Origin of the sequence: Pseudomonas sp. FDAARGOS_380, from assembly GCF_002591235.1 — a bacterium.
Lineage (GTDB): Bacteria > Pseudomonadota > Gammaproteobacteria > Pseudomonadales > Pseudomonadaceae > Aquipseudomonas > Aquipseudomonas salmasensis.
This window is the reverse complement of record NZ_CP023969.1, coordinates 3,957,603-3,972,684: the sequence shown is the minus strand read 5'-3', so window position 1 is coordinate 3,972,684 and position 15,082 is coordinate 3,957,603. Positions and strand designations below refer to the sequence as shown.

The 15,082-nt window shown below is 60.5% G+C and carries 17 protein-coding genes; 14 read left to right on the top strand and 3 right to left on the bottom strand.

What is annotated here, in order from left to right:
• Nucleotides 1-49: 49 nt before the first annotated feature.
• Complete coding sequence (gene uraH / locus CRN80_RS18615; protein ID WP_032896006.1) at nucleotides 50-403, bottom strand: hydroxyisourate hydrolase; 354 nt, start codon at nucleotides 401-403, stop codon at nucleotides 50-52.
• A gap of 439 nt (nucleotides 404-842) precedes the next feature.
• On the opposite strand from uraH, the gene puuE reads away from it, so the two are divergent.
• The 8 genes from puuE (at nucleotide 843) to CRN80_RS18575 (ending at nucleotide 8,052) form a co-directional block, all read left to right on the top strand.
• Entirely contained in the window at nucleotides 843-1,769 is a 927-nt protein-coding gene (gene puuE / locus CRN80_RS18605) for an allantoinase PuuE (RefSeq protein ID WP_032896005.1), read from the top strand.
• On the top strand, nucleotides 1,766-2,281 hold the full coding sequence (uraD, locus tag CRN80_RS18600; RefSeq protein ID WP_098950759.1) for a 2-oxo-4-hydroxy-4-carboxy-5-ureidoimidazoline decarboxylase: 516 nt from the start codon (nucleotides 1,766-1,768) through the stop codon (nucleotides 2,279-2,281). The genes puuE and uraD overlap by 4 nt, the downstream gene beginning before the upstream one ends.
• A gap of 41 nt (nucleotides 2,282-2,322) precedes the next feature.
• Nucleotides 2,323-3,318, top strand: a complete 996-nt coding sequence (alc, locus tag CRN80_RS18595; protein WP_014719294.1) for an allantoicase — start codon at nucleotides 2,323-2,325, stop codon at nucleotides 3,316-3,318.
• Between the two features lie 135 nt (nucleotides 3,319-3,453).
• The gene (locus tag CRN80_RS18590) at nucleotides 3,454-3,957 is read left to right on the top strand and encodes an ureidoglycolate lyase (RefSeq protein ID WP_003192823.1); all 504 of its coding nucleotides are present in this window, start codon (nucleotides 3,454-3,456) and stop codon (nucleotides 3,955-3,957) included.
• A 51-nt stretch (nucleotides 3,958-4,008) separates the two neighbouring features.
• On the top strand, nucleotides 4,009-5,292 hold the full coding sequence (locus tag CRN80_RS18585; RefSeq protein WP_047711478.1) for a urate hydroxylase PuuD: 1,284 nt from the start codon (nucleotides 4,009-4,011) through the stop codon (nucleotides 5,290-5,292).
• A 194-nt stretch (nucleotides 5,293-5,486) separates the two neighbouring features.
• The gene (locus CRN80_RS18580; RefSeq protein WP_032896003.1) at nucleotides 5,487-6,830 is read left to right on the top strand and encodes a nucleobase:cation symporter-2 family protein; all 1,344 of its coding nucleotides are present in this window, start codon (nucleotides 5,487-5,489) and stop codon (nucleotides 6,828-6,830) included.
• Between the two features lie 44 nt (nucleotides 6,831-6,874).
• Nucleotides 6,875-7,243 (top strand): hypothetical protein, encoded by a 369-nt coding sequence (locus tag CRN80_RS30820; RefSeq protein WP_137204238.1) that lies wholly within the window; start codon nucleotides 6,875-6,877, stop codon nucleotides 7,241-7,243.
• 23 nt (nucleotides 7,244-7,266) lie between these two features.
• Nucleotides 7,267-8,052 (top strand): outer membrane protein OmpK, encoded by a 786-nt coding sequence (locus tag CRN80_RS18575; protein ID WP_003192827.1) that lies wholly within the window; start codon nucleotides 7,267-7,269, stop codon nucleotides 8,050-8,052.
• Nucleotides 8,053-8,164: 112 nt separating this feature from the next.
• On the opposite strand, the gene CRN80_RS18570 is transcribed toward CRN80_RS18575, so the two are convergent.
• Both CRN80_RS18570 and CRN80_RS18565 read right to left on the bottom strand, forming a co-directional pair.
• Nucleotides 8,165-9,307, bottom strand: a complete 1,143-nt coding sequence (locus CRN80_RS18570; protein WP_098950758.1) for a patatin-like phospholipase family protein — start codon at nucleotides 9,305-9,307, stop codon at nucleotides 8,165-8,167.
• Nucleotides 9,308-9,337: 30 nt separating this feature from the next.
• Nucleotides 9,338-10,273, bottom strand: coding sequence for a lipid A biosynthesis lauroyl acyltransferase (locus CRN80_RS18565; RefSeq protein WP_032896000.1), 936 nt, complete (start codon nucleotides 10,271-10,273; stop codon nucleotides 9,338-9,340).
• A 119-nt stretch (nucleotides 10,274-10,392) separates the two neighbouring features.
• Between CRN80_RS18565 and minC the strand changes: the two genes are divergently transcribed.
• The 6 genes from minC to CRN80_RS31250 all read left to right on the top strand — a co-directional run bounded on the left by minC (nucleotide 10,393) and on the right by CRN80_RS31250 (nucleotide 15,066).
• Entirely contained in the window at nucleotides 10,393-11,130 is a 738-nt protein-coding gene (gene minC, locus CRN80_RS18560; protein ID WP_032895999.1) for a septum site-determining protein MinC, read from the top strand.
• A 199-nt stretch (nucleotides 11,131-11,329) separates the two neighbouring features.
• On the top strand, nucleotides 11,330-12,142 hold the full coding sequence (minD, locus tag CRN80_RS18555) for a septum site-determining protein MinD (RefSeq protein ID WP_003192835.1): 813 nt from the start codon (nucleotides 11,330-11,332) through the stop codon (nucleotides 12,140-12,142).
• A gap of 3 nt (nucleotides 12,143-12,145) precedes the next feature.
• Nucleotides 12,146-12,400 carry a cell division topological specificity factor MinE gene (gene minE, locus CRN80_RS18550; RefSeq protein WP_003175252.1) on the top strand — a complete coding sequence of 85 codons (255 nt, stop codon included), beginning with the start codon at nucleotides 12,146-12,148 and terminating at the stop codon, nucleotides 12,398-12,400.
• A 202-nt stretch (nucleotides 12,401-12,602) separates the two neighbouring features.
• Nucleotides 12,603-13,238 carry an RluA family pseudouridine synthase gene (locus CRN80_RS18545; RefSeq protein WP_003192838.1) on the top strand — a complete coding sequence of 212 codons (636 nt, stop codon included), beginning with the start codon at nucleotides 12,603-12,605 and terminating at the stop codon, nucleotides 13,236-13,238.
• 171 nt (nucleotides 13,239-13,409) lie between these two features.
• Entirely contained in the window at nucleotides 13,410-14,699 is a 1,290-nt protein-coding gene (locus tag CRN80_RS18540) for a M18 family aminopeptidase (protein ID WP_003192841.1), read from the top strand.
• A 190-nt stretch (nucleotides 14,700-14,889) separates the two neighbouring features.
• The gene (locus CRN80_RS31250) at nucleotides 14,890-15,066 is read left to right on the top strand and encodes a hypothetical protein (RefSeq protein ID WP_169918228.1); all 177 of its coding nucleotides are present in this window, start codon (nucleotides 14,890-14,892) and stop codon (nucleotides 15,064-15,066) included.
• Nucleotides 15,067-15,082: the final 16 nt, after the last annotated feature.

Here is a 15,082-nt window from a genome sequence, read left to right as displayed (position 1 = left end):
CGGGCGAAACCAACGAAGAGCATTTGGGGGTATGAAGCGAGGTGACGACTCAGCTACCGCGATAAGTGGAGTAGCTGTAAGGCGAAATCAGCAAAGGCACATGGTAATGGTCCTGTTCGGCACTGATGCCAAAGCGCAGTACCACCACGTCCAGAAAAGCCGGCTCGGGCAATTGCACGCCACGGGCACGGTAGTAATCACCGGCGCTGAACTGCAGTTGGTACACGCCGCTGCGGTAGTCGTCGCCTTGCAGCAGCGGCGCGTCGCAACGGCCATCGCTGTTGGTGGTGGCGGTGGCAACCAGTTCCAGCTGCGCGCCTTCGACGCGGTACAGCTCAACCTTGATGGCGCTGCCGGGGCAGCCGTGCGCGGCGTCCAAAACGTGTGTGGTCAAACGTCCCATGGCTTTTATGCGCCTCCCGAAGTCAGTCATAGAAAAACCCGCACTCTTTCAGGGCAGTGAAAAAGCCGGCGATGGCTGATTAAGACATTTTCAAAGAAAATTGTACACAATAAATTTCACAGCGCTTCAACCCCCCGTAGGAGCGAGCTTGCTCGCGAAAAACGCCAACGATAACGCGGGCTCTCAGGATGAAAAGTGGCGCCCTCAGGTTATTCGCGAGCAAGCTCGCTCCTACAGTGGGCTTTTTGATCTTAACCTGACCACTTAGGCAAGTTTCTTGCAGAGACCCGTAGAGAGCCCGTTCAGAAAAAATGCAGAAATGCAGGCTTACAAAGTTCGCGATAAGTTGTATACAATCACTCATCGCTGTGACGCCACTCAGTCATTCCACTGCCCGGCCGCCACACATTTGCTACCACGAACAAGAAGGAAGACTGCAGTGAGCGCTGACTACCCACGCGACCTGATCGGTTACGGCAGTAACCCTCCTCACCCCCACTGGCCGGGCAAGGCACGCATTGCGTTGTCGTTCGTACTCAACTACGAAGAAGGCGGCGAGCGCAACATTCTGCACGGTGACAAAGAGTCAGAAGCCTTCCTCTCGGAAATGGTCTCGGCCCAGCCGCTGCAAGGCGAGCGCAACATGAGCATGGAGTCGCTGTACGAGTACGGCAGCCGTGCCGGCGTGTGGCGCATCCTCAAGCTGTTCAAAGAATTCGACATCCCGCTGACCATCTTCGCCGTGGCCATGGCCGCCCAGCGTCATCCGGATGTGATCCGCGCCATGGTCGAGGCCGGCCATGAGATCTGCAGCCACGGCTACCGCTGGATCGACTACCAGTACATGGACGAGGCCCAGGAGCGCGAGCACATGCTCGAAGCCATTCGCATCCTCACCGAACTCACCGGCGAACGCCCACTGGGCTGGTACACCGGCCGCACCGGCCCCAACACCCGCCGTTTGGTGATGGAGGAAGGTGGCTTCCTGTACGACTGCGACACCTACGACGACGACCTGCCCTACTGGGAACCCAACACCCCCAACGGCAAGCCGCATTTGGTGATCCCCTACACCCTGGACACCAACGACATGCGCTTCACCCAGGTGCAGGGCTTCAATAAGGGCGACGACTTTTTCGAGTACCTCAAGGACGCCTTCGACGTGCTGTATGCCGAAGGTGCCGAGGCGCCGAAGATGCTGTCCATCGGCTTGCATTGCCGCCTGATCGGCCGCCCGGCACGCCTGGCCTCGCTCAAGCGCTTCATTGAATACGTCAAAGGCCATGACCAGGTGTGGTTCACCCGCCGCGTGGACATCGCCCGTCACTGGCACCAAACCCACCCTTTCCCGGGAGCGGCGAAATGACTGCGTTCCAAACCCTGAAACCTTCGACCTTGAGCCGCGACGCCTTCGTCCAGGCCTTCGCCGATATCTACGAACACTCGCCATGGGTGGCCGAAAAGGCCTTCGACCTGGGCCAGGACGCATCGATCGACCAGATCGAAACCCTGCACCAGCGCATGAGCGATATCCTGTTGAGCGCTGATCACGCCTCGCAACTGGCGCTGATCAATGCTCACCCGGACCTGGCAGGCCGTGCGGCCGTCCAGGGCCAACTGACCCAAGCCAGCACCGATGAACAAGCGGGCGCGGGTATTCACCACTGCACGGCCGAAGAGTTTTCTCGCTTCACCGAGCTGAATGAGGCCTACAAAGCCAAGTTCAAGTTTCCCTTCATCATGGCGGTAAAAGGCAGCAACCGGCACCAGATCCTCGCCGCGTTCGAAACGCGCATCCACAACTCGGCAGACGCTGAGTTCAAGTGCGCGCTGGACGAGATCAACAAGATCGCGTTGTTCCGTTTACTGACCCTCTAGCAGTCCATCCCCAGCCACTCTATCTAAGGCAGACAAGAAGAATGAAAGCTTACGCCGTACCTTTCGAAAAGTTCGTCAACCTGGCCGACGCCCGCCTGGGCACCAAGATCATCTCGGTGACCGATGACTGGTTCGCTGACGCCAACCGCCTGTTCCAGCCGACCCCGGCCGTGTGGAAGGAGGGCGTTTTCGATGACAACGGCAAGTGGATGGACGGCTGGGAATCACGCCGCAAGCGCTTCGAAGGCTACGACAGCGCGGTGATTCGCCTGGGCGTACCGGGCTCGATCAAAGGCGTGGACATCGACACTTCATTCTTCACCGGCAACTTCCCGCCGTCGGCCTCCCTGGAAGCCTGCTTCCTGGCCTCGGGCGAGCCGGATGCCAACACCCAGTGGGTGGAAGTGCTGTCGGCCGTCGAGCTGCAAGGCAACAGCCACCACTACCACGAGATCAACAACGACCAGGCGTTCAGCCACCTGCGCTTCAACATCTACCCGGATGGCGGCGTAGCGCGTCTGCGTGTGTACGGTGTGCCATTCCGCGACTGGTCTTCGGTGGGCGACAACGAACAGGTCGACCTGGCTGCCGCGCTCAATGGTGGCCGTGCCCTGGCCTGTTCCGATGAACACTTCGGCCGCATGAGCAACATCCTCAACCCGGGCCGTGGCATCAATATGGGCGACGGCTGGGAAACCGCGCGTCGTCGCACGCCAGGCAATGACTGGGTGATCGTCGCCCTGGGCCACCCGGGCGAGATCGAGAAAATCGTGGTCGATACCCTGCACTTCAAGGGCAACTACCCGGACACCTGCTCGATCCAGGGCGCCTTTGTAAAAGGCGGCACCGACAGCCAGATCGAAACCCAATCGCTGTTCTGGCGCGAACTGCTGCCGGCACAGAAGCTGGAAATGCACGCCGAACACACCTTCGCCGAGCAGATCAAGGCGCTGGGGCCGATTACCCACATCCGCTTGAACGTGTTCCCGGATGGTGGTGTGAGTCGCCTGCGTGTTCTGGGCAAGGTCTCGAAATAACACCCGATCGTCCCCACGCTCTGCGTGGGGATGCATCCCGTGACGCTCCGCGTCACACAGCGGACGCAGAGCGTCCAGGGCAGCGTTCCCACGCAGAGCGTGGGAACGATCTATAGACAAGACAAGAAGACAGCCATGCGCACACTGATGATCGAACCTTTGACCAAAGAAGCCTTCGCCCCCTTCGGAGACGTTATCGAAACCGACGGCAGCGACCACTTCATGATCAACAACGGGTCGACCATGCGCTTTCACAAACTGGCCACGGTCGAAACCGCAAAGCCGGAAGACCACGCCATCATCAGCATCTTCCGCGCCGATGCGCAAGACATGCCGCTGACCGTGTGCATGCTGGAGAGACACCCGCTGGGCAGCCAGGCTTTCATCCCGCTGCTCGGCAACCCCTTTCTGATCGTGGTCGCGCCACTTGGCGATGAACCTGTATCGGGCTTGGTCCGCGCCTTCGTCACCAACGGCAGGCAGGGCATTAATTACCATCGCGGCGTCTGGCACCACCCGGTGCTGACGATCGAAAAGCGGGATGACTTCCTGGTGGTTGATCGCAGTGGCACAGGCAATAACTGCGATGAGCATTTTTTCAAAGAGGATGAGCGTTTGATCCTCGCCCCCCACCAATAAGAGAAGGTCTGATCACCCGACAACAAGGGTGACAGGCGAGAGGTAAAGACTGTGGAAGCACATCTGTTGGAATGGCTGAACCTGAGCGTGCGCTGGGTTCACATGATCACTGGCGTCGCCTGGATCGGCGCTTCTTTCTACTTCGTCTGGCTGGAAAACAACCTTAATCGCGTCAACCCCAAGAACGGCCTGGCCGGCGACTTGTGGGCGATCCACGGTGGCGGTATCTACCACCTGGAAAAATACAAACTGGCCCCACCGACCATGCCGGACAACCTGCACTGGTTCAAATGGGAAGCCTATTTCACCTGGATGTCGGGCGTCGCGCTGCTGTGCGTGGTGTTCTACCTCAACCCGACGCTGTACCTGCTCGCCCCCGGCAGCAGCCTCAGCGGCACCGAAGGCGTATTGCTGGGCATCGGCTCACTGTTCGCCGGCTGGTTCATCTACTCCTTCCTGTGCGACTCGGCCCTGGGCAAACGCCCTGCCCTGCTCGGCTTGATCCTGTTCGTGCTGTTGATTGCAGCGGCCTACGGCTTCAGCAAGGTGTTCAGCGGCCGCGGTGCCTACCTGCACGTGGGTGCGGTGATCGGCACGATCATGGTCGGTAACGTGTTCCGCATCATCATGCCGGCCCAACGTGCGCTGGTGGCGGCGATCGCCGAGAACCGCACGCCCGACCCGGCGCTGCCGGCCAAGGGCCTGCTGCGTTCACGCCACAACAACTACTTCACCTTGCCGGTGCTGTTCATCATGATCAGCAACCACTTCCCGAGCACCTATGGCAGCCAATACAACTGGCTGATCCTGGCCGGGATCGCGGTGGCGGCGGTGTTGGTGCGCCACTACTTCAACACCCGGCATGACAGCCAGAAGTACGCGTGGACCTTGCCCGTAGGCGCCTTGGCGATGATCAGCCTGGCCTACGTGACCGGGCCAAAACCGGCTGAACCGATTGCCAAGGCACCGGCGGCTATCGAGTACCAACCTCTGCCGGAAACCGCCTTGGGCGGTGGCTTGAAACCGGCCGCGCCTGCCGCCCCCGCCGCTGAACCGGCACCGGCCCAGGCCACCACGGACTTCGGCCAGGTGCACCACGTGATCGAGCAACGCTGCACCGTGTGCCATTCGGCCAAGCCCACCAGCCCGTTGTTCAGCACCGCACCGGCTGGGGTGATGTTCGACACACCGGCACAGATCCAGCAGCAAGCCGCGCGCATTCAAGCACAGGCCGTGGCCAGCCAGATCATGCCACTGGGCAACATTACCCAGATGACCCAGCAGGAGCGGGATTTGATTGGCTCCTGGATCAACCAGGGGGCGCGCACCAACTGACAGTCTGACGCAGATCCAAATGTGGGAGCGGGCTTGCTCGCGAATGCGGTGTGTCATTCAACCCTTAAGGTGACTGAACCGACGCTTTCGCGAGCAAGCCCGCTCCCACAGGGGATATGCGGTGATTTGAAATCGCGCTCCAAATGGCAATTGAATGCCAAACAACACAAAAATAAAAAGATCCGAGGTGTTGCATGTCCCAGTTAGAAACGCAGACTCCTGCCGCGCCCGCCATGGTGCGGCTGCCCCTCTTGCAATTGATTCTGGTAGGCCTGCAACACGTCTTGCTGATGTACGGCGGTGCCGTCGCCGTGCCTCTGATCATTGGCCAGGCCGCCGGCCTGAGCCGTGAAGAAATCGCCTTTCTGATCAACGCCGACCTACTCGTAGCCGGTATTGCCACCATGGTGCAGTCGTTCGGTATCGGCCCGATGGGGATCCGCATGCCGGTGATGATGGGCGCCAGTTTTGCCGCCGTGGGCAGCATGGTCGCCATGGCCGGCATGCCCGGTATCGGTTTGCAGGGCATCTTCGGCGCGACCATCGCCGCCGGGTTCTTCGGCATGCTGATCGCGCCGTTCATGTCCAAGGTGGTGCGCTTTTTCCCACCGCTGGTGACCGGTACGGTGATCACGGCCATCGGCCTTTCGCTGTTTCCCGTGGCCGTGAACTGGGCCGGCGGAGGCAGCGCCGCCGCCACGTTTGGCTCGCCGGTCTACCTGGCGATTGCCGCCCTGGTACTGGCCACTATCTTGCTGATCAACCGCTTCATGCGCGGCTTCTGGGTGAACATCTCGGTGCTGATCGGCATGGGCCTGGGTTACGCGCTGTGTGGTGTGATCGGCATGGTCGACCTCAGCGGCCTGGCCCAGGCGCCGTGGGTGCAGGTGGTGACGCCGTTGCACTTTGGCATGCCCAAGTTCGAGTTGGCGCCGATCCTGTCGATGTGCCTGGTGGTGGTGATCATTTTTGTCGAGTCCACCGGCATGTTCCTCGCTCTGGGCAAGATCACCGGCCAGGAGGTCACGCCGAAGATGCTGCGGCGCGGCCTGCTGTGTGATGCCGGCGCGTCGTTCTTTGCCGGCTTCTTCAACACCTTTACCCACTCCTCCTTCGCCCAGAATATCGGCCTGGTGCAGATGACCGGCGTGCGTTGCCGCTCCGTCACGCTGATGGCCGGCGCGTTCTTGATCGTGCTGAGCCTGTTGCCCAAGGCGGCCTATCTGGTGGCGTCAATTCCACCTGCGGTACTCGGCGGCGCGGCGATTGCGATGTTCGGGATGGTGGCGGCGACTGGGATCAAGATCCTGCAGGAAGCCGACATCGCTGATCGGCGTAACCAGTTGCTGGTGGCGGTGAGCATCGGCATGGGCCTGATCCCCGTGGTGCGCCCGGAGTTCTTCGCACAGCTGCCGTTGTGGATGAGCCCGATTACCCACAGCGGCATCGCCATGGCGACCCTCAGCGCGTTGTCGCTGAACATTCTGTTCAACATCCTTGGTGGCGCTGAGCGCCCCGAAGTCGCCCATACGCATTGATTCCTTTGTTAGTACAAAAATAACAACAAACAGGGAACACCCACATGCACAACCTTGACATGGGGCCGGCCACACGCCGCGCCCCATTCTTGCCCCTCGCGCTCTGTTACAGCGCACTTGAGCCCAGGCCTGGGAGCCAGTATTCTCCGCGCCCGCTCGAATCGACTCAAAAAAAAACAGCGAATGTAAAAGCTGACCTCAAGGCCAACTTATCCCGGCCTGATGTTTGCTGCCAAAGTGCGCAAAAGTCCCCTGAATTCGACTGCATTCGCTGCAGCCGACGGGGATTTTTTGGCTTTTTGAACACCTTGGCGCAGCTCTTGCTAAAAGCATCAAAGCTGACCGAACAGACGATTTTTGCAGCGAACCAAAAGGCGCCACACCAGAGCGCCTGCGTAGAAGAAAAACCATAAAACTTTAACTCGGGAGCAACCGAATGAAACCTATGTTCAAAGGCCTGATGCTGGCAGGATCGCTGTTGGCCGGTGGCCAAGCCGTGGCTGGTGACTTGTTGCAGTGGCAAAACAACAGCCTGACTTACCTGTGGGGCAAGAGCTTTACCGTCAACCCGCAGATCCAGCAAACCGTCACCTTCGAACATGCCGACGCGTGGAAGTATGGCGACAACTTCTTCTTCCTCGACCGTATCTTTTACAACGGCAAGGAAGACGGCAACGTCGGGCCCAACACTTACTACGGCGAGTTCAGCCCGCGCTTGTCGTTCGGCAAGATCCTGGACAAGGACCTGTCATTCGGCCCGATCAAGGACGTGCTGCTGGCCTTCACCTATGAGTTCGGCGAGGGCGATAACGAGTCCTACTTGCTGGGCCCGGCATTCGATTTGAACATCCCCGGTTTCGACTACTTCCAGTTGAACTTCTACCAGCGCCAGACCGAAGGCAATCGCCCAGGTGACGGCGTGTGGCAGATCACCCCGGTGTGGTCTTACACGATTCCGGTGGGTAACTCCGACGTGTTGATCGACGGTTTCATGGACTGGGTAGTGGACAACGACAAGAACGCCCGTGGCACTTACCACGCCAACCTGCACTTCAACCCACAGGTCAAATACGACTTGGGCAAGGCACTACATTGGGGCGACAAGCAGTTGTATGTGGGTTTTGAGTACGACTACTGGAAGAACAAATACGGGATTGAAGACAGCGGCGCCTTCAAGACGACTCAGGACACAGCAAGCTTCCTGGTCAAGTACCACTTCTGACGGCCCTGTGTAGGAGCGAGCTTGCTCGCGAAAAACTCAAGATCACCGCGCTCATGCTGAATAAACGCGGCGTTCTCAGGTTCTTCGCGAGCAAGCTCGCTCCTACAGAGGTTCACGTCAGGCCGAGGAACCGGGTGATTTCTTCGCGCTTGGCCAGCGCATCCTTGCGCCCCAGCTCGATCAACTCGCTGCAATACCCCGCCTCGAACAGCAGATAACTCAACACCCCCGCCCCACTGGTCTTGGTCGCCCCAGGCCCTCGCAAAAACACACGCAGTGCCGCCGGCAATTCCTGGCGATGTCGCGCGGCGATTTCATCGATGGGCTGGCTGGGGGCAATCACCAGCACCTCTACCGGCGCTAGGCCCTGTACCGCCGCATCCGCAGGCACGACGCGGCTGAACTGGTTCAAGCGCTCCAGCAGCTCGATATCGCTTTCCAGGCTGTCAATGAACGTGCTGTTGAGCATGTGCCCGCCAATTTGCGCCAGGGTCGGTTGCTGGCCGGTGTAGGTGCGTTGCACCGACGGTTCATTGCCCCGTGGGTTGCCACTCACCCCCACCACCAACACGCGACTGGCACCCAGGTGCAAGGCCGGGCTGATGGGCGCGGACTGGCGCACCGCGCCATCGCCGAAGTACTCCTGGCCAAGCTTGACCGGGGCAAACAGCAGCGGAATCGCCGAACTGGCCAGCAGGTGTTCCACGGTCAACTGGGTGGGCACGCCGATACGCCGGTGGCGCAACCAGGCATCGATGGTGCCGCCGCCCTGATAGAAGGTCACCGCTTGCCCGGACTCATAGCCAAACGCGGTCACCGCCACCGCCTGCAAATGCTGGCGACGGATCGCCTCGTCGATGCCGTCCAGGTTCAAACGCTCTTGCAACAAGTCGCGCAGTGGCGAGCTGTTGAGCAATGCCACTGGCACCTGGCTACCCAGGCCCAACAGGCTATGGATCAGGAAACGACTGGCCTGGCGCATCACCCCCGGCCAATCGCTGCGCAGCACCTGATGACTGCGAAAGCCCTGCCAGAAGGCCGTCAGCCGTTGGATGGCTGCCGAAAAATCGCTAGCGCCACTGGCCAGGCTCACCGCATTGATCGCACCAGCGGAGGTGCCGACGATCACCGGAAAAGGATTCGGTGCACCCACGGGCAGCAACTCGGCAATCGCCGCCAACACCCCCACCTGATACGCCGCGCGCGCCCCGCCGCCGGAAAGAATCAAACCTGTGACCGGTTCCGCTGGGCGCATTGCGTCACTCCATGTGAGAAGGGGTTGGGGTTATCGACGGCGCTTTTCGTACAACTTGGGCTCACCCGGTGGCCGGCTCTTGAACCGGCGGTGCGTCCATAGGTATTGCTCGGGGCATTCGCGCACCGAGGCTTCCACCCACTGGTTGATGCGCAGGCAGTCGACCTCGTCGGTTTCACCCGGGAAGTCGGTCAGCGGCGCATGGATTACCAGGCGGTAACCGCTGCCGTCAGCCAGGCGCTCCTGGGTAAACGGCACCACCAGCGCCTTGCCCAGGCGTGCGAACTTGCTGGTGGCGGTGACGGTGGCGGCCTGGATGCCGAACAGCGGCACGAAGATGCTTTGCTTGGCGCCATAGTCCTGGTCAGGCGCGTACCAGATGGCCCGGCCGGCGCGCAGCAGCTTGAGCATGCCGCGCACGTCGTCACGCTCCACGGCCAGGGAATCGAGGTTGTGGCGTTCGCGGCCACGGCGCTGGATAAAGTCGAACAACGGGTTGCCGTGTTCGCGGTACATGCCGTCAATGGTGTGCTTTTGCCCCAGCAGGGCCGCGCCGATTTCCAGGGTGGTGAAGTGCAGCGCCATGAGGATCACGCCCTTGCCTTCCAACTGCGCCTGCGTGAGGTGCTGCAGCCCTTCGACATGGGCCAGGCGCGCCAGGCGCGGCTTGGGCCACCACCAGCTCATGGCCATTTCAAAGAAGGCGATGCCGGTGGAAGCGAAGTTTTCCTTGAGCAGGCGTTTGCGTTCCTTGGCAGATTTTTCCGGGAAGCACAGCTCGAGGTTGCGCGCCGCGATACGGCGACGATCACCGGCCACGCGGTACATGCCCGCGCCCAGCAGGCGACCAATGGTCAACAGCGCCCGATACGGCAATTGAGTGACCAGCCACAGCAGGCCGAGCCCCAGCCATAGCAGCCAAAAACGCGGGTGAAGAAATACAGCTCGAAAACGCGGGCGATCCATTACAGATTCCGGTAAAGACAAGGGCCGCGCATTCTACAACGGTTCGACTCGGCTTGCGGCGGGTGAGTGTTCTCGTTATAAGTCTCGACACTTTTCGTGACAAGCCGCTTTCGCCGACCATGAGCCAAACCGAACCGCTAGACCAAGATCCCGTGTTCCAGCTAAAAGGCAGCATGCTCGCCATTACCGTGCTGGAACTGGCCCGCAATGACCTCGACGCCCTGGACCGCCAACTGGCCGCCAAGGTCGCCCTGGCGCCGAACTTCTTCAACAACGCCCCGCTGGTGCTGGCGCTGGACAAGCTGCCGGCCGGCCAGGGCGTGATTGATTTGCCCGGGCTGATGCGCGTATGCCGCTCCCATGGCCTGCGTACACTGGCCATCCGCGCCAGCCGCATCGAAGACATTGCCGCCGCCATCGCCATTGAACTGCCAGTACTGCCACCGTCCGGCGCTCGCGAGCGTGCGCTGGAACCATCGGTCGGCGAAGAAAAGAAAAAACCGGAAAAACCGCCCGAGCCTACGATCAGGCCTACCAAGATCATCACCTCGCCGGTGCGCGGCGGGCAGCAGATTTACGCCCAGGGCGGCGACCTTGTGGTGGTCTCCTCGGTCAGCCCGGGGGCGGAACTTCTTGCCGATGGCAACATCCATGTATACGGCCCGATGCGCGGACGCGCCCTGGCCGGCATCAAGGGTGATACCAAGGCGCGTATTTTTTGCCAGCAGTTGACCGCTGAGCTGGTTTCCATCGCGGGTCAGTACAAGGTTTCCGAAGATTTGCGCCGCGATCCACTGTGGGGCGCTTCGGTACAGGTCAACCTGTCGGGCGATGTGTTGAACATCATCCGTCTTTAACGGATACTGCCGCATTTTCCAAGCATCTCTAGACTCTGATAGCAAAGCGAAACCGGCAAGACTTGTGTAGGACTTTTTTGAAGTTGGTGTTTTCCCATGGAAACCCCGGCTTTTTCCTGCAAAGGCTGTCCGCCTGCGGCGAGTTTCAAGAGATGTTTTTCAGGGACCGAAAGTCCTTTTTCCTTAGGGGTGAAACACCTTGGCCAAGATTCTCGTGGTTACATCCGGCAAGGGTGGTGTGGGTAAGACCACCACCAGCGCCGCTATCGGTACCGGCCTCGCTCTGCGCGGCCACAAGACAGTCATCGTCGACTTCGACGTCGGCCTGCGTAACCTTGACCTGATCATGGGCTGCGAGCGCCGCGTGGTGTATGACTTCGTCAACGTGGTGAACGGCGAAGCCAACCTGCAACAGGCCCTGATCAAGGACAAGCGCCTTGAGAACCTGTACGTGCTGGCCGCCAGCCAGACCCGTGACAAAGACGCGCTGACCAAAGAAGGCGTGGGCAAAGTCCTGGCCGAGCTGAAAGAAACCTTCGAATACGTGGTGTGCGATTCCCCGGCCGGTATCGAAACCGGTGCTCACCTGGCGATGTACTTCGCCGACGAAGCCATCGTGGTCACCAACCCGGAAGTCTCCTCGGTACGTGACTCGGACCGCATGCTGGGCCTGTTGGCCAGCAAGTCCAAGCGCGCCGAAGAAGGCCAGGACCCGATCAAGGAACACTTGCTGCTCACCCGCTACAACCCGGAGCGCGTCAACAACGGCGAAATGCTCGGTGTTGAAGACGTGAAGGAAATCCTCGCCGTGACCCTGCTGGGCGTGATTCCAGAATCCCAGGCCGTGCTCAAGGCATCCAACCAGGGCGTACCGGTGATTCTCGACGACCAGAGCGACGCCGGCCAGGCGTACAGCGATGCCGTGGATCGCTTGCTGGGCAAGACCGTGGAACACCGCTTCCTCGATGTCAAGAAGAAGGGATTCTTCGAGCGTATCTTTGGAGGCAACTAAACAATGAAATTTCTCGACTTCTTTCGCGCCAACAAAAAACCCAGTACCGCATCGGTCGCGAAAGAGCGTCTACAGATCATCGTGGCGCACGAACGCGGCCAACGCAGCACCCCGGACTACCTGCCAGCCTTGCAGAAGGAACTGGTCGAGGTGATCCGCAAGTACGTCAATATCGGCAACGATGACGTGCATGTCGCCCTGGAAAATGACGGCAGCTGCTCGATTCTGGAACTCAATATCACCCTGCCCGATCGTTGATCGAGCGGGCGGTCGCCACGGCGGCTCTGCTACCTGGCCCCTGTACTGCTGTAGGCGCGAGCTTGCTCGCGAAGAACTCAACGGCACCGCGTTCATTCAGGTGAAACGCGGTGCTCTGAGGTTCTTCGCGAGCAAGCTCGCTCCTACAAGGTGAGGGGGCGGTCAGTGGAGCCGCCGTTGGCTTTTGTTACGAGGCTGTTTAATGCCGCTGTCCAATATCCATATCCTGCATCAGGACGACGCTGTCTTGGTGGTGAACAAGCCAACCCTGCTGCTCTCGGTGCCTGGCCGCGCCGATGACAACAAGGACTGCCTGATCACCCGCCTGCAGGAAAACGGCTACCCCGAAGCCCGTATCGTCCATCGCCTGGACTGGGAAACCTCAGGGATCATCCTGTTGGCCCGGGACGCTGATACCCACCGCGAACTGTCCCGCCAGTTTCACGACCGCGAAACAGAAAAGGCCTACACCGCCCTGGCCTGGGGCCAACCGGCACTGGACAGCGGCAGCATCGACCTGCCCCTGCGCTACGACCCGCCGACCAAGCCTCGCCATGTGGTGGACCATGAGTTCGGCAAACATGCGCTGACCTTCTGGAAAGTGCTGGAGCGTTGCGGCGACTGGTGCCGCGTGGAGTTGACACCGATCACCGGGCGTTCGCATCAGTTGCGCGTGCATATGTTGTCCATCGGGCATCCGTTGCTGGGTGATGGCTTGTACGCCCATGAACAAGCCTTGGCCGCCTGGCCACGCCTGTGCCTGCATGCAAGCATGCTCAGCTTCACCCATCCGCAAAGCGGCGAGCGCCTGCGCTTCGAGTGCCCAGCGCCTTTTTGAAGGCACAGACGCTTACCTGTAGGAGCGAGCTTGCTCGCGAAGAACCTAAGAACACCGCGTACAACCCGAATGACTGCGGTGCCATTGAGTTTTTCGCGAGCAAGCTCGCTCCTACAATGAATCGGCGGGGCCAATACGGTAAACTCCGCGCATTGCTGTCTGGAGCTATTTATGCGCGAAGCGTTGAATCAAGGCCTGATCGACTTCCTCAAGGCCTCCCCTACTCCTTTTCATGCCACTGCCGCCCTGGCCCAGCGCCTGGAAGCCGCCGGCTACCAGCGTCTCGACGAGCGCGACACCTGGGCCACAGAGGCCAACGGTCGCTACTACGTGACCCGCAACGATTCCTCGATCATCGCCTTCAAGCTCGGCCGCCAATCGCCGCTGCAAGATGGTATCCGCATGGTCGGCGCCCACACCGACAGCCCGTGCCTGCGGGTCAAGCCCCAGCCGGAGCTGCAACGCCAGGGCTTCTGGCAACTGGGTGTGGAAGTCTACGGCGGCGCGCTGCTGGCACCCTGGTTCGACCGCGACCTGTCCCTGGCCGGGCGTGTCACCTTCCGCCGCGATGGCAAGGTCGAGAGCCAACTGATCGACTTCAAGCTGCCGATCGCCATCATTCCCAACCTGGCCATTCACCTCAACCGTGAAGCCAACCAAGGCTGGGCGATCAATGCCCAGACCGAGCTGCCGCCGATCCTCGCGCAGTTTGCCGGTGACGAGCGCGTGGACTTTCGCGCCGTGCTCACCGAGCAGTTGGCCCGCGAGCATGGGTTGAATGCCGATGTGGTGCTCGACTACGAGCTGAGTTTCTACGACACCCAAAGTGCCGCCGTGATCGGCCTCAATGGCGACTTTATCGCTGGTGCGCGCCTGGACAACCTGCTGTCGTGCTACGCCGGTTTGCAAGCCTTGCTCACCAGCGACACCGATGAAACCTGCGTGCTGGTGTGCAACGACCACGAAGAAGTCGGTTCCTGCTCAGCCTGCGGTGCCGATGGTCCGATGCTGGAACAGACCCTGCGTCGCCTGCTGCCCGAAGGTGAAGAGTTCGTACGCACCATTCAGAAATCCCTGCTGGTGTCGGCAGACAACGCCCACGGCGTGCATCCCAACTACGCCGAGAAACACGACGCCAACCACGGCCCGAAACTCAACGCCGGCCCGGTGATCAAGGTCAACAGCAACCAGCGCTACGCCACCAACAGCGAAACCGCCGGGTTCTTCCGCCACCTGTGCATGGCCCAGGAAGTGCCGGTGCAAAGCTTCGTGGTACGCAGCGACATGGGCTGTGGCTCGACCATCGGCCCCATTACCGCCAGCCACCTGGGCGTGCGTACGGTGGACATCGGCTTGCCGACCTTTGCCATGCACTCGATCCGCGAGCTGTGCGGCAGCCATGACTTGGCGCACCTGGTCAAGGTGCTGGGGGCGTTCTACGCCAGTCGCGATTTACCCTGAGACCGAGGCGCGCCCATCGCGGGCAAGCCCGCTCCCACATTTGATCTGTGAATGCATTTCAGTGTGGGAGCGGGCTTGCCCGCGATGGGTTTCCAAACAGATGTAAGGCTATCTGACTCACATCAACTGCACTTCTGCCAATCCGGCCTAGACTTGTCAGAACTTCCAGTCCGACAAGGCCACCCCCGCCATGATCTCAATGTCCTCATTCCACGCCATGCTGATCCCTATCATGATCGGCATGATCATGCTCGCGGTCGGCTTCAACTTTCGTGACAAGCCTCTGGGCGTGTTTGGCATGTGGATCGGCATGCTGTTGATCCTCGGCACCGTGCTCTACAAGATCCTCGCCAAACTGGCGCAGTGACAAATGCGCTCGCATT